Origin of the sequence: Rhodovastum atsumiense (assembly GCF_937425535.1) — a bacterium.
Lineage (GTDB): Bacteria > Pseudomonadota > Alphaproteobacteria > Acetobacterales > Acetobacteraceae > Rhodovastum > Rhodovastum atsumiense.
Window position 1 is genome coordinate 4,401,162 of the sequence record NZ_OW485601.1, and the last position, 23,550, is coordinate 4,424,711.

18 protein-coding genes are annotated in these 23,550 nt (G+C 68.6%); 13 read left to right on the plus strand and 5 right to left on the minus strand.

Going from position 1 to position 23,550, the window contains the following annotated elements; translation table 11 throughout:
• Positions 1 to 5 precede the first annotated feature (5 nt).
• The gene (locus tag NBY65_RS19855; protein ID WP_150042541.1) at positions 6 to 2,006 is read right to left on the minus strand and encodes a methyl-accepting chemotaxis protein; all 2,001 of its coding nucleotides are present in this window, start codon (positions 2,004 to 2,006) and stop codon (positions 6 to 8) included.
• Between the two features lie 284 nt (positions 2,007 to 2,290).
• Between NBY65_RS19855 and NBY65_RS19860 the strand changes: the two genes are divergently transcribed.
• From NBY65_RS19860 to NBY65_RS19875, 4 genes are all read left to right on the plus strand, one after another.
• On the plus strand, positions 2,291 to 2,881 hold the full coding sequence (locus tag NBY65_RS19860; protein WP_150042540.1) for a YfiR/HmsC family protein: 591 nt from the start codon (positions 2,291 to 2,293) through the stop codon (positions 2,879 to 2,881).
• A 3-nt stretch (positions 2,882 to 2,884) separates the two neighbouring features.
• Complete coding sequence (locus NBY65_RS19865) at positions 2,885 to 4,879, plus strand: TonB-dependent receptor plug domain-containing protein (RefSeq protein WP_150042539.1); 1,995 nt, start codon at positions 2,885 to 2,887, stop codon at positions 4,877 to 4,879.
• Between the two features lie 284 nt (positions 4,880 to 5,163).
• Positions 5,164 to 6,852 carry a methyl-accepting chemotaxis protein gene (locus NBY65_RS19870; RefSeq protein WP_162530685.1) on the plus strand — a complete coding sequence of 563 codons (1,689 nt, stop codon included), beginning with the start codon at positions 5,164 to 5,166 and terminating at the stop codon, positions 6,850 to 6,852.
• Between the two features lie 206 nt (positions 6,853 to 7,058).
• Positions 7,059 to 7,433, plus strand: coding sequence for an META domain-containing protein (locus NBY65_RS19875; protein WP_162530684.1), 375 nt, complete (start codon positions 7,059 to 7,061; stop codon positions 7,431 to 7,433).
• A gap of 59 nt (positions 7,434 to 7,492) precedes the next feature.
• On the opposite strand, the gene NBY65_RS19880 is transcribed toward NBY65_RS19875, so the two are convergent.
• Positions 7,493 to 8,296, minus strand: coding sequence for an AraC family transcriptional regulator (locus NBY65_RS19880; protein WP_150042536.1), 804 nt, complete (start codon positions 8,294 to 8,296; stop codon positions 7,493 to 7,495).
• Between the two features lie 77 nt (positions 8,297 to 8,373).
• Here NBY65_RS19880 and NBY65_RS19885 point away from each other — a divergent pair, with 77 nt between their 5' ends.
• From NBY65_RS19885 to NBY65_RS19895, 3 genes are read left to right on the plus strand one after another with little or no spacing between them, the layout of a single operon-like run.
• Positions 8,374 to 10,491 (plus strand): FUSC family protein, encoded by a 2,118-nt coding sequence (locus NBY65_RS19885; RefSeq protein WP_338110428.1) that lies wholly within the window; start codon positions 8,374 to 8,376, stop codon positions 10,489 to 10,491.
• Positions 10,488 to 10,703 (plus strand): DUF1656 domain-containing protein, encoded by a 216-nt coding sequence (locus NBY65_RS19890; protein ID WP_150042535.1) that lies wholly within the window; start codon positions 10,488 to 10,490, stop codon positions 10,701 to 10,703. The genes NBY65_RS19885 and NBY65_RS19890 overlap by 4 nt, the downstream gene beginning before the upstream one ends.
• Positions 10,700 to 11,596, plus strand: a complete 897-nt coding sequence (locus tag NBY65_RS19895) for an efflux RND transporter periplasmic adaptor subunit (RefSeq protein WP_203330588.1) — start codon at positions 10,700 to 10,702, stop codon at positions 11,594 to 11,596. The genes NBY65_RS19890 and NBY65_RS19895 overlap by 4 nt, the downstream gene beginning before the upstream one ends.
• Before the next feature lie 32 nt (positions 11,597 to 11,628).
• Here the strand turns inward: NBY65_RS19895 and NBY65_RS19900 are convergent, their stop codons facing one another.
• Both NBY65_RS19900 and NBY65_RS19905 read right to left on the minus strand, forming a co-directional pair.
• Entirely contained in the window at positions 11,629 to 13,920 is a 2,292-nt protein-coding gene (locus tag NBY65_RS19900) for a putative bifunctional diguanylate cyclase/phosphodiesterase (RefSeq protein ID WP_150042533.1), read from the minus strand.
• A gap of 170 nt (positions 13,921 to 14,090) precedes the next feature.
• Positions 14,091 to 16,373: a putative bifunctional diguanylate cyclase/phosphodiesterase gene (locus tag NBY65_RS19905; RefSeq protein ID WP_162530683.1), complete on the minus strand. Its 2,283-nt coding sequence runs from the start codon at positions 16,371 to 16,373 to the stop codon at positions 14,091 to 14,093.
• Between the two features lie 227 nt (positions 16,374 to 16,600).
• Between NBY65_RS19905 and NBY65_RS19910 the strand changes: the two genes are divergently transcribed.
• The 6 genes from NBY65_RS19910 (at position 16,601) to NBY65_RS19935 (ending at position 21,904) form a co-directional block, all read left to right on the plus strand.
• Positions 16,601 to 16,846, plus strand: coding sequence for a hypothetical protein (locus tag NBY65_RS19910; protein ID WP_162530682.1), 246 nt, complete (start codon positions 16,601 to 16,603; stop codon positions 16,844 to 16,846).
• 144 nt (positions 16,847 to 16,990) lie between these two features.
• Entirely contained in the window at positions 16,991 to 17,779 is a 789-nt protein-coding gene (locus tag NBY65_RS19915) for an IclR family transcriptional regulator (protein ID WP_150042531.1), read from the plus strand.
• A complete protein-coding gene (locus tag NBY65_RS19920; protein ID WP_150042530.1) occupies positions 17,779 to 18,735 on the plus strand; it encodes a 2-dehydro-3-deoxygalactonokinase in 957 nt (318 codons plus the stop codon). Before NBY65_RS19915 ends, NBY65_RS19920 begins: the two co-directional genes overlap by 1 nt.
• A 7-nt stretch (positions 18,736 to 18,742) precedes the next feature.
• A complete protein-coding gene (locus NBY65_RS19925) occupies positions 18,743 to 19,381 on the plus strand; it encodes a 2-dehydro-3-deoxy-6-phosphogalactonate aldolase (protein ID WP_150042529.1) in 639 nt (212 codons plus the stop codon).
• Between the two features lie 26 nt (positions 19,382 to 19,407).
• Entirely contained in the window at positions 19,408 to 20,562 is a 1,155-nt protein-coding gene (dgoD, locus tag NBY65_RS19930) for a galactonate dehydratase (protein ID WP_239002905.1), read from the plus strand.
• A 7-nt stretch (positions 20,563 to 20,569) separates the two neighbouring features.
• Complete coding sequence (locus NBY65_RS19935; RefSeq protein ID WP_150042528.1) at positions 20,570 to 21,904, plus strand: MFS transporter; 1,335 nt, start codon at positions 20,570 to 20,572, stop codon at positions 21,902 to 21,904.
• Between the two features lie 3 nt (positions 21,905 to 21,907).
• On the opposite strand, the gene nikE is transcribed toward NBY65_RS19935, so the two are convergent.
• Positions 21,908 to 23,542 (minus strand): nickel ABC transporter ATP-binding protein NikE, encoded by a 1,635-nt coding sequence (gene nikE / locus NBY65_RS19940; protein ID WP_203330587.1) that lies wholly within the window; start codon positions 23,540 to 23,542, stop codon positions 21,908 to 21,910.
• Positions 23,543 to 23,550 lie beyond the last annotated feature (8 nt).

Sequence of the window (23,550 nt, forward strand, 5' to 3'; positions counted from 1 at the left end):
GCGGCTCAGGCGGCGCCGCGCAGGCCGGTGATCGCGGCGAGGGCGCGGTCGACCCGCCCCAGCGTCTCGCTGTCCTGGCGGAAGACCAGCATCAGCACGGTGCCGGTCGCGCGCACCACGCGCGTGGCCACCGGGCCGCCGGCGCCGGGCAGGTCGAGCACCACCTCCGCCCCCCCTGCGAGCGTCCAGTCGCAGAGCACCGCGATGCCGCCGCGCGAGATGTCCTGGATCGTCGCCGAGGCGGCGGCGCGGCCCTCGGCGTGCAGCTTCGCCACCGCGCCATTGCCGGGCAGGCGTTCGTAGCGGCGGCGCTCGCCGCCCTCGTCGCGCACCGCGGCCAGGAACTGGTCGAGCTCGCCGCGCAGCCGCGTGGTTTCCTCGCCGATGCCGCCGGCCGAACCCAGCACCTGCCGGCTGACGCCGCCCACTTCCTCGGCCATGCCGGCCACGGCCTGCATTGCCTCGGTGGTCTGGTGGGCGCTGGCGGAGACGGCCTGCACGCTGGCGGCGATGTCGCGGGCGGCGGCGTCCTGCTGCGCCACCGCGGCGGCGATCACCGTGGCCACTTCCTGCATGCGGCCGATGATCTGCGCGACATCGCTCATCACCGCGACCGATTCGGCGGTGGCGCCACGCACCGCCTCGATCTGGCCGCTGATCTCCTGCGTGGCCCGCGCGGTCTGGGTGGCCAGCGCCTTCACCTCGCCGGCCACCACGGCGAAGCCGCGCCCGGCGTCCCCGGCGCGCGCCGCCTCGATGGTGGCGTTCAGCGCCAGCAGGTTGGTCTGGCCGGCGATGGTGCTGATCATCCCGGTCACCTCGCCGATGCGCGTGGTGACCTCGGCGAGGCTGCGCATCTTCTCCTGGCTGGCCTCGGCGCGTTGCACGGCCGCGCCGGCCACCTGCGCGGCCGTGGCGGCCTCGCGCGAGACCTGGGCGATGCTGCCGGTCAGCTCGCCGATCGCCCCGGCCATGGCGCCGAGCCGCTGCGCCGCGTGCCCGGCGCCCTCGGCGGTCAGGCCGGCCTGGCTGCGCATCTCGGCGGCGGCGCGGGCCATGGTTTCGGCGGCCGCGTGCATCGACCCGGCCGAGCCGGCGAGCGCGCCCATCACCCCGGAGATCGAGGTGCCGAAATCCTGGGTGTGGCGGTCCATCGCGCTCTGCCGCCGCGCCGCGGTGCCGCGCTGCGCGGCGGCCTCGGCCTCCAGCTCGCGGCTGCGGCGGAGCTGGCGGAGGAACACCGCGGCGGCAGCGGCGATGTGGCCGGCCTCGTCGCGGCCGGGCGGCGGCAGCACGACCTCGTCGAGCTTGCCCTGCGCCATCTCGTCGATCGCGCCGGCGAGGCGGCGCAGCGGCAGCGAGATGCCGCGGCGGATCAGCCACAGCGTGACCCCCAGCACCCCCAGCACCGCCGGCCCCGTCGTCGCCAGCAGCGTCAGCGCCAGGGTGTGGCCGGCGGTAATCGTTTCTTCCTCCAGCCGCTTGACCGCCGCATCGGTGACCCGGGCGAGCTCGTCGAGGCCACGGCTGAAGGCCTCGCGCACCGAGCGGTTGGCGTCGTTGTTGCCGAGCCGGTCGGCGGCGGCGGCGCCCTGCTCGACGCCGATGCGCGCGAGCTCGGTGCGCAGGCGCACGAAATCGCCGATCGCCCCGCCCAGCCCGGCGGTCCGCGCCCGTTCCGTCGCCGGCAGTACCGCCTGCAGCCGTCGCCAGTCGGCCTCGATCCCGGCGAGGTGGCCGTTCAGGTTCTTCGCGAAGCCCGTGGCCTGGCGGGCATCGCGGGCGATGTAGAGGCCGCGGCTTTCCATCACCACCGCGTAGACCGCGGCGCGCAGGCGCTCGACCAGCATCGGCCCGTCCTCGGCCCGGGTCAGGGCGGCGACCCGTTCCGCCTGGGCCGCCATGGCGAGGTAGGTCGCGCCCGCGCCACCCAGGGCGACCCCGCCGAGCACGAGCAGCGCGGCGGTCACGCGCGCGCCGATGGAGGCGGGAAGGCGAAGCGGCATGAAGGGCTCCTCGGCCAGGGGGCGGCAGTGATTAGGCCGAAATCGGAAGTAATTCAACTTTAAGGTGAAGTTTGTCGCGAGAGTCAAAAGTATTTCGTAGATAAATGCACGGGCAAAATCGGTGCAATTTGGCAAAAATATTGCAGCACAAATGCAACTCGCGGGAGGATTTTACGATCAATGGTTGAAATACGTGGTGCCTGAAAACTTCCTGGTCCATATGGCGCCGGGCAATATTGGATGCTCCCGTGCCCACGGGGGCGCGAATCCTGGCACGGTGCCACGTGAGGACCTTCCCGCAACGACCAGCCGCCCCCGGCTCCGTCTCCCGCCGCTGCCGGGGGGCTGTCCTTGGCCCGGCCCTGGCCCTGGCCCTGGCCCTGGCCCTGACCTGTCTCGGCACGGCCGTGCCGGCGGCAACGGGACCGCGCGATCTGCAACTGATCGCCCGCGTCATGGGGTTCCTGGCCCACCCGCCGGGCGGCGATGTCGAGATCGGCATTGTCTATCCGGCGCAGTCCGCCGCCGGCCGCGCCGAGGCCGAGCAACTCGTCGCCACCGTCCCGGGCGGCGTTCGCGCCGGCAACCTGGTGCTGCGGCCACGCCTGCTCACGCTGGAGGAGGCCAGCCGGGCCGCCCCGCCCGCGCTGCTGCTGACCGAGGCTGCCCTGTCGCAGGCCGGCGCGCTGGCCGCGGCGCTCGCCGGGCGCGGCGTGCTCATCGTCAGCCCCGACCCCGCCAGCGTCGACGCCGCCCAGGCGGTGGTCGCCCTGCGCAGCCAGCCGCGTGTCGAGATCCTGGTCAGCCGTGCCGCCGCGCAGCGGGCCGGGCTCGAATTCGCCTCCGCCTTCCGCATGCTGATCCAGGAGCGCTGAGCGATGCGCGCCCCCCTGCTGCTCGCCGCCCTGCTGGTCCTCACCGGCGCGCCCGGCCTCGCCGCCGCCCAGGGGCTCGACCGCAGCGCGCTGGAGCAATTGTTCGGCGAGCCGGTCACCACCAGCGCCACCGGCAAGCCGCAGCGCGCCTCCGACGTGCCGGTGGCCATGGACATCATCACCGCCGCGCAGATCCGCCGCTCCGGCGCGCACGACATCCCCGGCGTGCTGGCGCGGTACACCACGCTCGATGTCATGCGCTTCACCCCGGACGATTATGCGGTCGGGGTGCGCGGCTACGCCACGCCGAACGTGCCGCGGCTGCTGGTGCTGGTGGACGGGCGGCAGGTCTACCTGGACGATTACGGCCGCACCCTGTGGTCGGCGATTCCGGTGCAGCTTTCGGAGATCCGGCAGATCGAGGTGGTGCGCGGGCCGAACAGCGCCCTGTTCGGTTTCAACGCCGCCGCCGGCGTGATCAACATCGTCACCTGGGATCCCGGCTATGACCGGGTGAACACCGTCGTTCTGCGCGGCGGCAGCGGCGCCTATGGCGAGCTGTCGGGCGTGGCCACGACGCCGCTGCCGGGCAACGGGGGATTGCGCATCTCCACCGGGCTGCGGCGGCAGGACCGGTTCGCGCACGGCTATGCATCCGCCGATGACCGCGTCGATCCCGCCAATGCGCAGGTGGCGAGCACGGCCACGTTCGGCCTGGGCGGGGCTGTCCGGGCCGGGCTCGACGCCAGCTACGTCACTACCCGGACGGGACAGGTGGACACCAATTTCATCAGCCGCAACCAGGCGGAGGTCTGGAGCCTGCGCGGGCGCATCACCGCCGATACGGGGCAGGGGCTGATCGACGCCTCGGTCTACCACAACGGCTTCGGCTACCGGATCGCCGGCACCCCGGCCTGGCAGCAGGGCACCACCGTGATCGAGCTGAGCGACACGATCAAGGTGGGGGCTGCGCATACGCTGCGGCCCTTCGTGCAGTACCGGCGCAACGAGCTGCAGGAAAGCGCCGCCTGGACCTTCGCCGGCGGCCTGGTGTCCGGCAGCCCGGTCGGGGTCGGCTACCAGGTCGCCTCGGTCGGCGGCATGTGGAACTGGGCGCTCGCCGACAGCCTCGAATCGACGGTGGCGTTGCGCTACGACCGGCTCTGGCTGCACGGCCGCGGATATGACGGGCCGGGCCAGCCGTTTTCGGATGCCGACTACAACCGGCGCGGCTTCGGCACGCTGGCATGGAATGCCGCGCTGGTCTGGAAGCCGGGCCCGCTGGACAGCGTGCGCCTGTCGGCCGCACGCGGCATCCAGCCACCGACGCTGCTGGATCTGGGCATGCGGGTGAATTTCGGGAGCTTCGTCTCGGGCGGCTCGCCCTTCGCGCCGACCACGGTGGTGGACGACTACGAGATCGGCTATCGCCGCCGCCTGGAACGGCTCGCGACCGATCTGGACCTGACGGCGTTCACCCAGGCCAACCGTGCCCTGAGCAGCACGCTCGACGGACAGGCACTCGTGCTGCCGCCTGCCGTCGCCGTGCCGACCCTCGTGCCCGTCAGCCTCGGCACCTCCCATGTCGCGGGTGTGGAAGTCGGGGTCACGACGCATCCCGGCCCGCAGCTGGAGGTCGGGCTGAAATATCGGGGCGCCTTTACCTCTGGCCGCCTGATGCCGGCCTATATCGAGTACCAGCGCGCATCGCCCCGCCACATCGCCACCGCGCATGTCGGCTGGACGCACGGGAACTGGGAGGCTGACCTGTTCGCGCGCTATGGCAGCTCGGCCGCCGGCTACCGCATGTCGGCGACGGGAATCGCCCTGGTGACGGTGAAGGATTGCGTCTCCGCCTCGGCCCGCGTCGCCTATCGCATCACGCCGAAGCTGATCGTGGCGCTGGAAGGCGACGACGTGCTGCAGGCGCGCCAGGCGCAGGGCATCGGCACCCTGGTCGAACGCCGCGTCTACCTGTCGCTGCGCGCCGATTTCTGAGACGGGCCGCAGGGCGCGGGTATCCCTGCCGCCATTCGGACATTCTCTCGCCAATTCTAATAATAATGCGCAACAAAAATCCGGAGCGCTCAGCAGAATATTAAATTAAAATGAACATTTAACGCCATTTGGTTGATTATAATCTTGCTGGTGCGCGTGCATCATGCAAGTAAGTGACCGGACGCGGCTATGTCGCCATCAAGATGACTTCCTGCCTGTTGTTGCGAATGACGGCCTTGTTTCACCGCCTTCCCGAAAAGCCGTTGATCTCTTCCGGTGTCAGCATGACCCTTCATCGCCTGAAAATTCCTGCCAAACTGGCCTTGCTGCTGGGGCTCTCGGTCCTGGCGATGATCGCCATCGTCGCCCTGAGCAGTTCGATGCTGCGTCAGCAAATGATCGACGACCGTACGGACAAGCTCCGCGCGGTCGTGCATTCGGCTGTCACGTTGGCCCGCGCGCTGGAGGACCGTGTCGTGGCCGGGCACCTGACCCGGCCGCAGGCGATCGACCAGATGCGCCAGGTCATCCATGCGATGCGGTTCGACGGTGGCGACGGCTACCTTTCGCTCCTCAGCTCCGGGAATCTCGTGATCATCCATGGCGCTTTGCCGGGACGGGAAGGCATGACCCCCCCGCCCATAGCGGGGATCGGCCGCACCACCGCCGAACTTGCCCTGGACGCCCTGCGCACCTCCAGCGAAGGGACCATTCATTATCCCTATCCGAAACCGGGCCAGACCCAGCCGCTCGACAAGGTCTCCTTCGTCGCCCGCTTCGCGCCCTGGGACGCCTTCTTCATCGCCGGCGCCTATACCGACGACCTCGACGCCCTGTTCGCCACGGCCCTGCGGAAAATCGGATTGGTCAGCGGCGCGATCCTGCTGGTCGCCCTGCTGGCGGCATGGCTGGTGAATCGCGACATCACCCGCTCGCTCGGCAGCCTCAAGGCCATCATGCAGCGCCTGGCGAAGGGCGAGTTGTCCGTCACCGTGCCGGGCACGGACAGGCACGACGAGGTCGGCGAGATGGCCGCGGCCGTGCAGGTGTTCAAGGACAATGCGCTGGAGATGAAACGCATCGAGGCCGAGGCCGCCGCGCGCAAGGCCGAGATGGAGGCGGCCCGGAAGATCGAGCGCGGCCGGCTTGCCGACGGTTTCCAGGCCAATGTCGGCGGCATCGTCGATGCGGTCGCTTCCGCTGCCACCCAGATGCAGCTGGCGGCCAGGACGATGGCCGGCACCGCCGAGCAGACCACCCGGCAGGCGGGCGCCGTTGCCACCGCCTCGACGCAGGCTTCCGCCAACGTGCAGACGGTGGCCTCCGCCGCCGAGCAACTCTCCGCCTCGGTTTCCGAGATCGCGCGGCGGGTCACGGAATCCTCGCGGATCGCCCGCGGCGCGGTGGAAGAGGCGACGCGCACCGATGCCATCATGCGCGGGCTCGCCGAGGTCACGCAGAGCATCGGCGAGGTCGTGGGGCTGATCAGCAGCATCGCCGGGCAGACCAACCTGCTGGCGCTGAATGCCACCATCGAGGCGGCACGTGCGGGGGACGCGGGCCGGGGCTTCGCGGTGGTGGCGAGCGAAGTGAAGAACCTGGCCTCGCAGACCACCCGCGCCACCGAGAAGATCCGCGGCCAGATCGAAGGGGTGCAGAAGGCGACCGGACAGGCGGTCGAAGCCATTGCCGGAATCGGCCAGACCATCGACCGCATCAACGAAATCGCCGCCGGCATCGCCGAGGCGGTGGAGCAGCAGGGCTCGGCCACGCGCGAGATCGCGAGCAACGTGATGCAGGCGGCGCAAGGCACCCAGGGGGTCTCGCGTACCATCGACTCCGTCACGCAGGCCTCCGGTGAGGTCGGCGCGGCGGCGGGGCAGGTGCTGGAAGGCGCGACCGACCTGTCGCACCAGGCCGAGAAGCTGCGTGGCGAGGTTGGCCGCTTCCTGGTCGAGGTGCGCGCGGCGTAATGCCGGTCAGCCCTTGCGGCTGCCGGCAAACCCGGATGCATCGCAACGTGCCGCGCGGCGACCGCCTTGCGTTGGTGGAGAAACAATGCCGGATGTGCTGCGCTGATCCGCCCTGCACCAGAAATCGTGGGGGCTTGAGTTAAATTGAATAGATTATTACAGTAAGTGGACCGATTATAATAAAATAAGCACCGATGGGGGATAAATTGTCACAGGACGAATTCAGCCTGCTTCGGGACGGCCTTGAGAACCATCGCTGGCTGCTGGTGTCGTATGGCGGGCATCCCGTGCTGGACGGCACCAGGATCACCGCGGCGTTCAGGGACGGGCGGGTGAGCGGGACGGCCGGGTGCAATTCCTATTCGGCGTCCTATGAACGCTCGGCCAGGGAACTGGACATCGGCCCGGCCATCAGCACAAGGATCTATTGCACCGGCCCGGAGGGGGTCATGACCCAGGAGAGGGATTACCTCGGCCTGCTGGAAAGCGCCGCCCGCTACCGGGTCGGAGGAGACCGGCTCACCATCGCCGATGCGACCGGATATTCGATCCTGGAATACCGCCAGAGCATTGATCTTTGAACGGGCGGCAGAACGCCTGTTTGTTACAGAGATAGACAGCGTAAGATAGCCTTATTTTTTCAGGCTGGGTGCGTGGGGGTACTACGTTGCGCAAAGTACTGAGCGGGGGTGCGTCCTAGCGCCTTCTTGAACATTGTAATAAATGCGTTCACTGATTCGTACCCGAGTCCGGCTGCAACATTCTGCACCGTCTCGCCACTCGCCAGCTCACGAAGGGCGACAACGAGGTGCAGTTGCTGTCGCCAGCGTCCGAACGTCAGCCCTGTCTCGCGGATCAACAGCCGCGCCAATGATCTGTCACTCATCGCGACCCGCTTCGCCCAATCGCTCAAGGTGCTTCGGTTCGAGGGCTCCGCTGTCAGAGCATCGGCGATCGCCCGGATCTTTGGATGACCGGAAATCGGCAGATTGAACCGCTCACGTGGCATTTCCGCGAGTTCGTCCAGTAGCACGCGCGCAATCCGGGCGGCATGGCTGCCGGCAATGTAATCCGCACGCTCGCGGGCAAGGCGCTCGACCATTTCCCGGATCATTGATGAAATCGAAAGTGTGCAACTGTTCTCAGGCAGTTTTGCTGCTTCCGGCTCCACGAACAGATAGTTGAGCCGCGCATTTGCAGTTGCGCGGGCGCTGTGCGGCACACCGCCCGGAATCCATACCCCGCAATTGGGGGGTACGATCCAGATTTCATTGCCCGCAGTGCAGGTGACGGCTCCGTGCAGGGCCAGGATCAACTGCCCCTTGCGATGCACATGCAAAGGCACTTCAGCCTCATGCTCGGAGAAATCGAGCTTATGGGCGACCGCAGGCAGAAAGGTGAGGTCGGGATCAAAAACGCTAACGGCAGATCGCAACACCGGCATGAGAATGGCCGTTTTTAGGGATTTTATGGCATAATATCGAATTTATTTGCTTTTGCAAGTCAGTCACAACTGGCGGCATGAACGCGATGCTGCCCGTAAGTACCCGCTTGACCAGGACCTGTGCAGCAGTGCTGCAGGCGGGACCGAACTTCCTTCGCACGCCCGCCATGAAGGTGGATGCGGACGCGATCCTCTTTTCGGCGAAGAGTTTCGCCGCCGCGATGCTGGCCTATTATCTTTCGCTACGAATAGGGCTGCCCAAGCCGTTCTGGGCCATCGTTACAGTCTACATCGTCTCTCAGACATCCGCCGGAGCATCATTCAGTCGTGGCGTGTATCGCTTTGCCGGCACGTTCATTGGCGCGATAGCGACGGTAGCGATCGTTCCGAATTTCGTGAACGATCCAATCGTGTGCAGCGTTATCCTCGCTGGCTGGATTGGTCTGTGCCTGTTTTTCTCGCTGCTTGATCGCACGCCGCGAGCCTATGCCTTCGTTCTTGCTGGCTATACGGCGAGCCTGATCGGTTTTCCGGGCGTGCTTGATCCCAGTGCGATTTTCGACACTGCCTCTCTGCGCGTTCAGGAAATTTCCATCGGGATTCTCTGCGCGGTTCTGATCCATCGCTACGTCCTGCCGAAGCCGATGACGGGCCACTTTACCGGCAGGCTGTCGGCGACGCTGCAGGACGCTCGCCGGCTTGCGGGCGACGCGCTGACGGGAACGCCGGAAGAAAACCGTAAAGATCGTCACCAGCTTGCTGTTGACCTCCTGACGCTGCAGGGGCTTGCGACGCATCTGCCATATGATCCCGCATCTGTGACGCCACGGCGCGGGACATTGCAACTGATCCACGATCGTCTCGCCAGGCTGCTTCCCCTCACGGCTGAAATCGAAGACCGGGTACATTTTCTCGGCATGGGTGACGGCGATACGGCTGATGACCTGACCACATTGGTTGGTGATGTCCGGGCCTGGATCGCAACCACTGAGGCGGATGATGGGGAGACGGCGGCAACTCGGCTGATTGGGCGCGCACGATCGGTCCAGAAACATTTGGGCACAGATGCGGCAACCCTGGGCGACAGTGTTGGCGCCAATCTGGCCGGCCATCTGGCCGAAATGATTGGCCTGCTTCATGACTGCGACAGGCTCAGGCAGAGCATGAACGCCAGTTGGCGCCCACGAAAAACGGCGTCGCTTCACGGGCCGAAACGTGCAAGGGGGTACGTCTATCACCGTGATCCATGGATGGCGGCCCGCGCAGCGCTGGGCTGCATCGTCGGTATCCTCAGCGGCTGCGCCTTCTGGATATGGTCGGCCTGGCCGGAGGGCGGAACGGCAGTCTCCATTCTCGGCGTATGCTGCACCTTGTTCGGCAGCTTCGACGCGCCTGTGCCATTTGTCGTCAAATATATCGTCGGTTCTATCTACGGGGTGCTGATCAGCCTCGTCTACAGCTTCGCCATCCTTCCCCAGGTAACGAACTTCGCAGTTCTTGTCGCGGTCCTTGCCCCGGCATTCCTGTTGGCTGGCTCTCTGCAGGCGCGGCTGCCGACGACGTTCATGGCGATGGGCATCACTCTCACCATTCCGATCCTCTCGGGACTGGGTACCAATTACACTGGTGACTTCGCCGCCTGCCTCAACACCGTGATCGCGCTCTTTGCGGCGGTCGGTTTCGGGGCGGTCAGCATGTCTCTGTTCCAGACCGTGCCGGTGCACGTCGCGATCAATCGGCTGCTTCACCTCAGTCGACGGGATGTTGGTCGCCGCGCTCTGGGCGGCGCACCAAACGAAGCGCGCTGGACAAGCCTGATGATCGACCGAACGGCGCTGCTGTTGCCGAGGCTGCGGGCGTCCGGGAAAACATGTGCAAACGTCCTTGACGATACCCTGCGCCATCTTCGCATCGGGTATGTCGCCGGTCAGCTTCGCAAGACGATCCCGCAGACAAAGGGCGAGGCCGGCGCTGCAACAGGCGACCTTCTTTCCGCGATCACCGTGTACTTCAGCGTCAGGAGTCCGACAACGCCTGCCGATTTTATCGACCTCGATCAGCGCATTGAGACATTGATGGCGATGATGATGGACAGCTCATACAAAAGCCGGTCGCGGGTATTCGATCTGCTCATCGACCTCCGTTTCGCACTCGGCTCCGGTGGAACGGTAAAGGGAGGCGCATCCGGCTCATGATCGTTGATTTTAATTTCGGAGGCGTCTTCATCCCCGGTCTGGTGGTCCTCGCGTTCATCGCGCTGATCGCCACCATCGCAACGATGCGCTGCTTCGCCGCTACCGGCATCTCCCGCCTGTTCGCTTATCGGCCACTCGTCGAAATCGCCACCTTTCTCATCATCTGCGGTCTGCTCATGCAGTACCTGCCACTGATCGGACGATTGTCGTGAAACCTTTTCTGTCCCTGCTCGGCCGATATGCCCTGACCCTTTGCGTCGTATTTTTATCCACCTTTGTCGCCGTGCAGGCGTGGGGCCGTTACGAGCGAGCGCCCTGGACCCGCGATGGCAGGGTCGGCGTGGATGTCGTGCAGATCGCGCCGGAAGTCTCCGGTACGATCCGCTCCGTGCCTGTGGCCGATAATCAGTATGTTAAACGGGGTGACATTCTCTACGAGATCGACCCCGAGCGGCTTCGGCTGGCAGTGGCACTGGCGGAGGCTGACGTCGAAGCGAGACGTCAGGATATGATCGTTCGTCAGGCGACCGCACGGCGGCAGCGCCAACTCAAGGATGTTGTTTCACAGGAAGCCGTCCAGCAATCCGGCGGGGCGGCAGCGGTGGCCAGCGCTGCCTATCAGGCCGCAGTGGCAACACTTGAGCTGGCGAAACTCGATCTTGCCCGCTCGACGATCCGTTCACCGATCGATGGATATGTCACCAATTTGAGGCTTCGGCCCGGCGACTATGCAACGGCGGGCACGACCAGGGTCGCTATCCTCGATGCGTCCAGATTCTGGATCACCGGTTATTTTGAGGAGACTAAAATTCAGAAAATCCGCGTTGGAAACCCAGCGCAGATCATGCTGATGGGCTTTGATCAGCCAGCGACTGGCCATGTCGAAAGTATCGGTCGCGGTATCGAGAACAGCAACGACGCGCCGGGTCATCTCGGCCTGCCCAATGTAGCGGCGACATTTTCCTGGGTGCGCCTTGCCCAGCGCATACCGGTCCGCATCCATATCGATCGAGTGCCTTCAGGCGTTGAACTGGCTGCGGGTATGACAGCGACCGTCGAGATCACCCCCGCCGACGTTCAAGCGAACACGAGTAGGCGGCCATGAAAGGCGCGCTCCCTTTGTCGCAATGGTTGCGCTCAGCCGCGTTCCGGCGCCACGTCCTCCAGCCGCGCGGCGATGCCGCGCAGCATGGCAGGCACGTCCGCGCCCGGGCAGGGGGCGCTGAAGACATGGCCCTGCGCCTCGTCGCAGCCGATCCGGCGGACGTGGCGCAACTGCTCGGCGGTGTCGACACCCTCGGCGGTGGTGCCGAAATCGAGGCTGCGGGCCAGGGTGACGATGGCCTGCATGATCGATTCGGCGACGTTGGAGGTGCCGAGGCTGCCGACGAAGCTGCGGTCGATCTTGACCCGGTCGAGCGGAAGGGTGTGCAGCGTGCCGAGCGAGAAGGTGCCGGTGCCGAAATCATCCAGCGCCACCCGCACCCCCAGGCCGCGGATCCGCCCGAGCGCCGCCGCGACGCCCGCGTCACCGCCGCCGATGACGGCCTCGGTGACCTCCAGCTCCAGCCGCGCCGGCGCCAGCCCGGTCTCCCTGAGCGCGGCGGCGATGCTGCCGGCGAGGGCGTCGCCGCGGAACCGGGCGAGCGCGCAGTGCACGGCGACGCCGAGGCCGTCGGGCCAGAGCATCGCATCGGCACAGGCCCGGCGCAGCACCCACTCGCTCACCGTGCCGCTCAGGCCGGCATCCTCGAGTGCCGCGATGAAGCCCTCGGGGGCGAGCAGGCCCCGCACGGGATGGCGCCAGCGCAGCAGCGCCTCCAGCCGCACCACCCGGGTCGTTTCCACCGCGACGATCGGCTGGTAGTGCAGTTCGAACTCGCCACGGTCGAGGGCACCGCGCAGCTCCGCCTCCAGGCTGCGCCGCGCCTGCAGGCGCTGCTCCATCTCCGGCTCGAAGCGGCAGAAGCGGCCGCGCCCGCTTTCCTTGGCGCGATACAGCGCGAGATCGGCCTGGCGCATCAGCCGGTCCGGCAGGCTGCCATCCGCGGGGGCGAAGGCGGCGCCGATGCTGACGCCGATCACCGCCTGCCGGCCGTCGATCGGATAGGGGGCGCCGACCGTGCCGATCAGCCGCGTCGCGATCAGCTCCACGTCGGCATGGCATTGCGCGCGCGGCAGCAGGATGGCGAATTCGTCGCCGCCGAGCCGGGCCACGGTGTCGATCTCGCGCAGGCAGGCCTGGATGCGCTCGGCGACCATGCAGAGCAGCCGGTCGCCGGTGGCGTGGCCGCGCGTGTCGTTGACCGCCTTGAACCCGTCGAGGTCGAGGCACAGCAGCACGAACGGCTCGCCGCGGCCCAGCCGCGCCACCGCGGCTTCCATCCGCTCGCGGAACATGGCGCGGTTGGGCAGGCCGGTGAGGCTGTCGTGGCGGGCCATGTGGGTGATGCGCGCCTCGTCGCGGCGGCGCTCGGTGACGTCCTCGCAGGTGACCACCCAGCCGCCATCGGCCAGCGCCTGGCGCGACACCGCGACGGCGCGGCCGGCGCGCGTGGTCAGCAGCCCCTCCGCCCAGCCCGGCCCGGAGGCTCCGGCCCCGACCCAGTCCTCGGCCTGCACCTCGCAGCGCGCCGCCACCTCGGCTTCCGTCATGCCGGGCGAGAGGCTGTCCGGGGGCAGGGCGAAGGCGTCGTGGAAGCGGCGGTTGACCAGTTGCAGCCGCCCTTCCGCGTCGTACAGCGCCAGCCCCTGCTTCATGTTGCCGAGCGTCACCGCGAGCCGCCCCGCCAGCGCGTCCTTGGCGCGCGCAACCGAGGCCAACGCGAGCAGGTCGCCGAAATGCCGCTGGATCAGCGAGGCCAGGGCGATGATGTAGAGCAGCACCAGCCCGGCGATGCTCCAGCAGCCGACCTCGGCCGCGCCAAGGGCGAGCGGCAGCAGCCAGGCGACCACCTGCAGCAGGGCGAAGCGCGGGGTGGCGGCGTTGCGCGAGCCGGCGCCGCTGGCGGTGGCGAGCGCCACCACCGTCACCAGCAGCCGCAGCGGCTCGTCGCCCTCCTGGGTGATGCCGAGATAGCTGAAGCCGCCGCCGAGCCCCGCCCAGAGCCCGCCGACCAGGCAATAATCACGGGTGGCGGCGAGGATGCCACGCGGCAGCCCGGCCTCGTGGCTGGCCCGCAGGCGCCGCAGCACCACCAGCCGCGCCGTCACGGCGGCGAGGTTGGCGACCAGGAACAGCCAGGGCCAGGCGGCGTCGATCCGGGCCACGGCGATGCCGCAGAGCAGCAGCAGGGCGAAATGCGCCAGCACCAGCGAGGCGGTGCGCTGCAGCAGCGGCAGGGCGAGCTGCACCTGCACGGCATCGGGCGGTGGCGGCCGCGGCCCGTGGAACCAGAATGCCAGTGGGAACGAAGGGACGGCTGGCATTGCGGTTCGTCGGGCCCTGGGCAATCCACTCGGGGAAATTTGTTGGGCGATTAATCCGTCTTCTGGAGTCGTCGCAAGGAAAGATCGCCTGTTTGTTGAAGATCGTCATGCAAATTCGCGTGAAAGCCAGATTTTTAACGGGCGATATGGGAATATTATCGATTTATTATTTATTCCTGGGCGCGGCCATAAGGCCTCGACAGGTGGATCCATGTCTCCAGAAGTGTGTATTCGTGGATCCGCCGCAGCATCGCCGGCACTTCCTCGTTCGGGCGCGGCGCGGCGAAGAGATGGCCCTGGATCTCGTCACAGCCGAGCCGGCGCAGGTGGTGCAACTGCTCCGGCGTCTCCACGCCCTCGGCGATGCTGACCAGGCCCAGGCTGCGGGCCAGGGTGACGATGGCCCGCACGATCGAGGCCGAGGCGTGCGAGCTGTCGAGGCCGACGACGAAGGACCGGTCGATCTTGAGCTTGTCGAGCGGGAAGTGGCGCAGGTAGCTCAGCGAGGAATAGCCGGTGCCGAAATCATCCAGCGCCACCCGGATCCCGGAGGCGCGCAGCCGGTGCAGGGTGGCGAGGATGGCGGCGTCGTCGGTGAGGATCGCCGCCTCGGTGATCTCGAGGTCCAGCCGCGCCGCCGGCAGCCGCGATTCCGCCAGCGCCGCCTCGACCTCCGCCACCAGCGTCCCGCTGCGGAACTGCGCGGGCGAGACATTGACGGCGACCCGCACCGAAGCAGGCCAGCCCGCGGCATCGGCGCAGGCGGTGCGCAATGCCCAGGCGCCGACCGGGGCGATCAGCCCGGTTTCCTCGAGCACACTGATGAAGCTGCCGGGCGGCACCAGGTCACGCCCGGGGCGGCGCCAGCGCAGCAGCGCCTCGAAGCAGACCTCCGGCGGGGTCGTGAGGCTGACGATCGGCTGGTAGTGCAGTTCGAACTCGCCGCGGCCGAGGGCGCCGCGCAGGTCGGCCTCCAGGCTCTGCCGCACCCGCAGGCGCCGCTCCATCTCCGGCTCGAAGCGACGGTAGCAGCCGCGCCCGCTCTCCTTGGCCCGGTACAGCGCCATGTCGGCCTGCCGCATCAGACTGTCCGGGCTGGCGGCGCCGGCGGGGGCGAAGGCGGCGCCGATGCTGGCGCCGACCACAAGCTGCCGCCCGTCGATGCCGCAGGGCAGCCCGATCACGCGGATCAGCAGGTGCGCGATCAGCTCCGTCGCCGCGGGGCATTTCACGCCGGGCATCAGGATCGCGAACTCGTCGCCGCCGAGCCGGGCCACGGTGTCGGCCTCGCGCAGGCAGGCGCTGATGCGCCCGGCGACCAGGCAGAGCAGCCGGTCGCCGGTGGCGTGGCCGAGCGTGTCGTTGACCGCCTTGAACCCGTCGAGGTCGAGATACAGCAGCACGAAGGGCTCGCCCCCACCAAGCCGCGCCACCGCCTGTTCCATGCGCTCGGCGAACAGGGCGCGGTTGGGCAGGCCGGTGAGGCTGTCGTGGCGCGCCATGTGGGCGATGCGGGCCTCGTCGCGGCAGCGTCCGGTGACGTCCTCGCAGGTCACCACCCAGCCGCCATCCTCCAGCGCCTCGCACGCCAGGGCGACGACGCGGCCGTCATGCGTGGCCAGCCGGCCCTCGGGCCGGCCGGGCCCGGATCCTGGTCCGGGGGCGGCCGGCGCGTCCTGCCCGGGCACGCCGCAGCGCGCGGTTACCTCGGCTTCGGTCATGCCGGGGACGAGGTCGTCCGGGGCCAGGCCGAAGGCCTCGTGGAAGCGGCGGTTGACCAGTTGCAGCCGCCCTGCGGCGTCGTACAGCGCCAGTCCCTGCTTCATGTTGCCGAGCGCCACCGCCAGCCGCCCCGCCAGCGCGTCCTTGGCGCGCTCGGCGGCGATCAGGGCGAGCATGTGCCGGAAATGCCTCCGGACGATGAGATCGAGCACGGCGGCGTAGAGCAGCGCAAGCAGGGTGATGCCCCAGTAGTCCGGGCCGGAGATGGCGGTGCCCGCGACCACCGGCAGCAGCCATCCAACGATCTGCAGCAACGCGTAGCGCGGCGTGCCGGCGGCGCGCGAGGCAGTGCCGCCGGCGATGCCGAAGGCCTGCGCGATCGCAAGCAGCCGCATCACCTCGTCCTCGGAGCCCAGCAGGCACAGGCTGCCGAACAGGCCGTTGAGGCCGACCCACACCAGGCCGACGGCGAAATAAGGGCGGCTGGCCGCCAGCATGTCGCGCGGGCGGCCACCCGCGGGGCTCGCCCGCAACCGCTGCAGCCGCCGCAGCGTCAGCAGCCGGGCGAGGATCAGGATGAGATTGCCGGCAAGGAACCATGCCGGCCAGGCCGCCTCGATCCGGGCCACCCCGATGCAGCCGAGCAGGACGGAGGCGAGATGGGCGAGGATCAGCGAGGCGACATGGTCCAGCAGCGGTGCCAGCAGTTGCACCCGCTGCTCTTCGGACAATGGTCCGTCCGGCCCGGTCCCGCGGAATGTCGCCGGGAACGGAGAAAAGGCCGGCCAGCCGCGGCCCTGCCCGGCCGGCGCATCCCGGGTCGTTCTGCTTTGCATCTGCAACAAATAAGGCCTGGCACGGGAAATTGCCAGGAGGCCGCGGCGGCCTGCGATGGCGGATTGCGCTGCGCTGGTCAGCCCTGCACATGCCCTTGCGACTGAAGACATGAGGACCCGCCATGCAGGACCAGCCCCCATCGCGTGACCGCGATCCCGCCACGACCGGCGAGGAGGACACGGCGGCCGGGCGCCCGGCGCGCGGGCAGCCCGGACGGCACCGGCCGATCGACCTGGTCGGGGTGCTGACGATCGGCTTCCTGCTGTTGCTGCTGGCCGGCGGCTGGCTGCTGTACCCGCAATTCGCCGCCTATATGCGGGTGCAGGATTGCCTTGCCTCGTTCCGCACCCCCTCGGCCTGCCGCTGAAAGAGCCACAGGCCGGGGCCATCCACCCGTTCCATGACCGCGTGCCCGGACGGAATGACACGTGACTAACCCATAATATGGGTTAATATCTCACATATTGACACGGCTTCGGGCCCGGCTAGGGTTCGCACGGAGGCATGACCGATGGACGACAAAACCATCCCCGGCGCGCAGACATTGTTCCGTGGCCTCGCGGTGATCGAGGCGGTCGCCGCCGGGGCGCGCACCCTGGCTTCCATCGGCGGCGCGATCGGCTGCACCCGCAGCACCACCCAGCGCCTGGCCAGCGCGCTGCTGCAGGCCGGCTACCTGCGCAACGACCCGGGCCGGGGCTACGTGCTCGGCCCCAAGCTGATCCAGTTCGGCTTCCAGGCGCGCGAACAGATGCCGCTCGCCGCCATCGCCCGGCCGCATCTGGAAGCCCTGGCCGCGCGGACGGAGGACACGGTGCATCTGGGCATCCCCGAAGGCAGCGAGGTGCTCTATCTCGACAAGCTGCCGGGACAGCGCGGCCTGGAGATGCGCAGCCGCGTCGGCCATCGCATGCCGATCGCGCTGACCGGCGTCGGCAAGGCGCTGATGCTCGACATGGACGCGGCCGAATGGCGCCGGCTGTACGATGTCGGGCTGCACCATCCGGGCAGCCGCGGCACGCCGCTGCCCTGGCCGGAATACCGTGCGCGCATGGAAGGCTACCGCGCCGCCGGCGCCACCATCGATCTCGCCGAGAACGAGATCGGCATCCATTGCGTCGCCGCCCCGGTGCGCGATGCCGGGGGCGGCATCGTCGCCGCCATCAGCGTGGCCAGTGCCGCGCCCTACATGTCCGAGGCCCGCATGCAAAGCCTGGTTCCCGATGTCATCGCCGCCGCCCGCGCGGTGTCCCGCGAGCTTGGCTGGAAAGTGGGCACCACCGGACAGGACGCGGCGTGATGACGAACCTCGTCGCCCCGTCCCTGGTCGCGCTCGACTGGGGCACGTCGTCGCTGCGCGCCTACCTGCTCGGGCCGGATGGCGCGGTGCTCGACCGCCGGGCCGGGCCATGGGGAATCATGCAGGTCCAGGCAGGCGATTTCGCCGGCGCCTTCGCCACGGTCACGGCGGCGTGGCAGGCGCGCTGGCCGGAGCTGCCGGCGCTGGCGAGCGGCATGATCGGCAGCGCCCAGGGCTGGGTGGAGGCGCCCTACCTGGAATGCCCCGCCGGCGCCGGCGAACTCGCCCACGCCTTGGTCGCGGTGCCGGGCACGCGGCTGCTGCTGGTGCCCGGCGTCGCGCAATGGGGCGCGACGCCCAATGTCATGCGCGGGGAAGAGACGCAGATCGCCGGGGCGCTGGCACTGCGCGCTGAGCTGCACGCCTCCTGCCGCATCGTGCTGCCCGGCACCCATTCGAAATGGGTCACCGTCACCGACGGCCGCATCCGGCACTTCACCACCTACATGACCGGCGAGCTGTTCGCGGTGCTGCGCGGCCATTCCATCCTCGGCCGCCTCGCCGCGGGAGAGGGCGCGCCCGAAGCCGAGGCCGCCGCCGCTGCCTTCGCCCGCGGCCTGCTCGCCGCGCGCGATGCGCCGGGCGGTATCGCGCCGCTGCTGTTCTCGGCCCGCGCGCTGGTGCTGGCGGGCGCGTTGCGCGCGGCGGAAAGCCTTGATTACCTCTCGGGATTGTTGATCGGCGACGAATTGCGCACCGCCCTGGCTGCGCCGCCGGAGACCGCCGGGCCGCTGGCGCTGGTGGGCGATGCCGCGCTGTGCGACCGCTATGCGCGGGCGATCGCCCTGTTCGGCGGTCCCGATCCGATCGTCCTCGGCGACACCGCCACGTCCGGGCTGTGGCGCATCGCCCGCGACGCCGGGCTCGTCGCCCCTTCCGCATCCTGCCAGGAGTGACCTGCCGATGTCGTTGCAGACCTACATGGACCGCCTGCCGCTGATCGCCATCCTGCGCGGCGTCACCCCGGAGGAGGTGGAGCCGATCGGACAGGCCCTGGCCGATGCGGGCTTCGCCATCATCGAGGTGCCGCTGAATTCGCCGCGCCCGCTGGAGAGCATCGCCCGGCTGCACCGGATCTTCGGCGAGAGCGTGCTGGTCGGCGCCGGCACCGTCACCCGTCCGGAGGACGCGGCGGCGGTGGCGGCGGCGGGCGGGCGCATCGCCGTCATGCCGCATGCCGATACCGCGGTGATCCGCGCCGCCAAGGCCGCGGGGATGGCCTGCACCCCCGGCATCGCCACCCCCACCGAAGGCTTCGCTGCCCTCGCGGCCGGCGCCGACGCGCTGAAGCTGTTCCCGGCCGAACTGATGGGCCCGCCGGTGCTGAAGGCCCTGCGCAGCGTCTTTCCGAAAGGCACCGCCTTCCTGCCGGTGGGCGGCATCACGCCGGACACCATGCATCCCTATCTCGCCGCCGGGGCCGCCGGTTTCGGCCTCGGCTCGGCACTGTATCAGCCCGGATTCGATGCAGCCGCGGTCGCCGCCCGCGCCCGCGCCTTCGTCGCGTCCTGGCAAAGCCTGCGGGCGGCGCCCGCCGCCTGACGACCCACACGCAAGGGACCCGGACCATGGCCATGAAGATCACCCGGCTCACCACCTACGTGGTGCCGCCGCGATGGCTGTTCCTGAAGATCGAAACCGATGCCGGCATCACCGGCTGGGGCGAGCCCGTGCTGGAAGGCCGCGCCCACACCGTGGCCGCGGCGGTGGACGAGCTGTCCGACTACCTGGTCGGCAAGGATCCGTTCCGCATCGAGGATCACTGGACGATCATGTACCGCGCCGGCTTCTATCGCGGCGGCGGCATCCACATGAGCGCGATCGCCGGCATCGACCAGGCGCTGTGGGACATCAAGGGCAAGGCGCTCGGCCAGCCGGTGCACCAGTTGCTGGGCGGGCAGTTGCGTGACCGCATCCGCGTCTATTCCTGGATCGGCGGCGACCGTCCGGCCGACACCGCCAACGCGGCGCGCGAGGTGGCGGCACGCGGCTTCACCGCCATCAAGATGAATGGCACCGAGGAACTGCAGTTCATCGACAGCCACGCCAGGATCGACGCCGTGCTGGAGCGCGTCGGCGCGATCCGCGAGGCGATGGGCCCGCATTTCGGCATCGCCGTCGACTTCCACGGCCGCGTGCACCGGCCAATGGCCAAGGTGCTGGCCAAGGAACTGGAGCCCTTCAAGCTGACCTTCATCGAGGAGCCGGTGCTGAGCGAGCACGCGGAGGCGCTGAAGGAAATCGCCAACCACACCAGCACCCCGATCGCGCTGGGCGAGCGGCTGTTCTCGCGCTGGGACTTCAAGCGCATCCTGCACGAGGGCTACGTCGACATCATCCAGCCCGATCCCTCGCACGCCGGCGGCATCACCGAGACGCGCAAGATCGCGGCCATGGCCGAGGCGTACGACATCGCGCTGGCACTGCATTGCCCGCTTGGGCCGATCGCGCTGGCCGCCAACCTGCAGCTCGACGCGGTATGCTACAACGCCTTCATCCAGGAACAAAGCCTGGGCATCCACTACAACCGCACCAACGACCTGCTCGACTACCTGGTCGATCCCTCGGTCTTCGCCTATCACGACGGCCATGTGGCGATCCCGCAGGGGCCGGGCCTGGGCATCGAGATCAACGAGGACTTCGTAAAGCGCCAGGCCGCCATCGGGCATCGCTGGCGCAACCCGGTCTGGCGCCATGCCGACGGCAGCTTCGCGGAGTGGTGAGACGGCGATGAACGACTCCCTCCCGGCCGGCACCGCGCCGACCCGCTCGCGCTACTTCATCATGGTACTGCTGTTCATCACCGTGGTGATCAACTACCTCGACCGCAGCAACCTTTCCATCACCGCGCCGGTGATGAGCAAGGAACTGGGCATCGACCCGGTGCACATGGGCTTCGTGCTCTCCGCCTTCGGCTGGTCGTACGCGCTCTGCCAGATTCCCGGCGGCTGGCTGGTGGACCGCGTGCCGCCGCGGGTGCTGTACACAGTGCTGATCCTGCTGTGGTCGGTGGCCACGGTCATGCTCGGCTTCGCCGGCAGCGTCGTCGGGCTGATCGCCATCCGCTTCGCGATCGGTGTGCTGGAAGCGCCGTCCTACCCGATCAACAACCGTGTCGTCACCGCCTGGTTCCCCGAGAGCGGCCGCGCCACCGCGATCGGCTTCTACACTTCCGGCCAGTTCGTGGGGCTTGCCTTCCTGACGCCGGTGCTGCTGTGGATCCAGTCCGAGATCGGCTGGCACATGGTATTCGTCGCCACCGGCTGCGCCGGGCTGGTCTGGGGCGTGTTCTGGTTCCTGGTCTACCGCGAGCCGCGGCAGTTCCGCTTCACCAACGAGGCCGAGATCACGCTGATCCGCCAGGGCGGCGGATTGGTCGATCTCAGCGCGCGCAAGACCGGTGCACCGCGCCCGGCCTTCGCGTTGGCCGATTTCGGCCGCGTACTCGGCTCGCGCAAACTCTGGGGCGTCTATATCGGCCAGTACGCCGTCACCTCGACGCTGTGGTTCTTCCTGACCTGGTTCCCGACCTATCTCGTGCAGTATCGGGGCATGAGCTACGTCAAGGCCGGGTTCCTCGCCTCCCTGCCGTTCCTGGCGGCGTTCCTCGGCGTGCTGTGCTCGGGCCTGATCTCGGATTTCCTGATCCGTCGCGGCGCCTCGCTCGGCACCGCGCGCAAGGTGCCGATCGTCACCGGCCTGCTGCTTTCGATCAGCATCATCGGCTGCAACTATGTTGACGCCCCGGCGCTGGTCATCGCCTTCCTGACGTTGGCGTTTTTCGGCAACGGCCTGGCCTCGATCACCTGGTCGCTGGTCTCGGCACTGGCGCCGCAACGGCTGATCGGGCTGACCGGCGGGGTGTTCAATTTCATGGGCAACCTCTCCGCCATCACCGTGCCGATCATCATCGGCTTCCTGGTGCAGGGCGGGAATTTCTCGCTCGGGCTGACCTATGTCGGCGCCATGGCGCTGATCGGGGCACTTTCCTACATCTTCGTCGTCGGCAAGGTGGAACGCCTGCCGGACGTCGAACCGGTGGCGCCGGTCGCCGCCGAAGCCTGAACTTCAGACAGGAAGAAGGCCAGGGCTCTGCCCTGGACCCGGCAGGGGCCACACGGCCCCTGCACCCCATTCGCGCTGCGCGGCAGAATCCCGGTACGGTTCTGCCGCCAGCAGCCGGCGAGTGAACGCATGGCACGGCCTGGACAACACATCCGCCGCCGCGCCTCGTTCGACGATGGTGCCGGCGTCCATGACCGCGACCTCGCCGCCAAGGGTGCGCACCACCGAAAGGTCATGGCCGATGAACAGCAGCGCGAGGCCACGCCGCTCGCGCAGGCCACGCAGCAGGTCAATGATCTGGACCTGCACGTTGGCGTCCAGGGCCGAGAGGATTTCGTCGCAGATTAACAGAGATGGCCCGGCGAGCAGGGCGCGGGCGATGGCGATGCGCTGTTGCTGACCGCCGGAGAGCTGGTGCGGCAAGCGCGTCAGGTGGCTTTCGTCCAGGCCGACCTCGCGTAGCACCGCGCCCATGCGGGCGAGTACCTCGGCACGGGTCAGGCGCTGGCGCGACACTGCCTCGGCCAGCATCGCGGCGACGCTCAGGCGCGGGTTCAGCGAGGCCGGCGGGTTCTGGAAGACGATCTGCACTTGCTGCGCGGCGGCCTTGCGCCGGCCGGCGAGACCGAAGGGCAGGGGGCGTCCGTTCACCTCTGCCAGCGCGGCGTGGGCCGGCGCGAGCCCGACCAGGGCGCGGGCAACGCTGCTCTTGCCGCTGCCGGAGGCACCGATGAGGCTGAGCACGCCGCCGGCGGGAATGTCCAGGTCGATGCCATGCACCACCTTCCGGGCGCGACCGGGCAGCCAGCCACTGCGATAGGCGACGTGCAGGCCGCGCAGGCGCAGCACCGGCGCGGCGGCGGGCTGGTCTGGCCAGGGCCGCAGCGCGTGGCGCGCCGTCACCAGGGCACGGCTGTAGGGATGTTCCGGGTGCGCGAGCAGGCGATCGGTGGCGCCGAGTTCCAGCAGCTCGCCCCGGTGCATGATGCCGACGCGGTCGGCGATGCGTGCCACCACCGCGAGGTCGTGCGAGATGAAGATCATCGCGAGGCCGCGGCGTGACACCAGGTCGCGCAGCAGCGCCAGGATCTGTGCCTGCACCACGGTATCGAGCGCGGTGGTCGGCTCGTCGGCCAGCAGCAGGCAGGGATCGCCGGCCAGGGCGAGCGCGATCACCACGCGTTGCTGCTGTCCGCCGGAGAGCGCATGCGCGTGCCGCCCGGCCAGGGTGATGTCGAGCCCGACCTCGGTCAGCAGCGCCGCCGCGCGGGCACGCAGGGCGGCGCCACGGAACGGATGATGCGCGCGCAGCACTTCCTCGATCTGGGCGCCGATGGTCATGAAGGGGTTGAGCACCGCCATCGGGTCCTGGAACACCATGGCGATGCGCCGGCCACGCAGACGCCGCCACGCGCGCGGCGCCAGGGTGAACAGCTCCTGCCCGTCGAAGCGGGCGCTGCCGGCGCGGCGCATCGCCGGCGGCAGCAGCCCGATCAGCGCCGAGACGGTGAGCGACTTGCCACTGCCGGATTCGCCGACCAGGCCGAGCACCTCGCCGGCGGCAAGGTCGAAGGAGATATCGCGCACCAGTGGCGCGCGGCCGGGCAGGCCGATGGTCAGGCCTGAGAGGCGCAGCAAAGCGGACA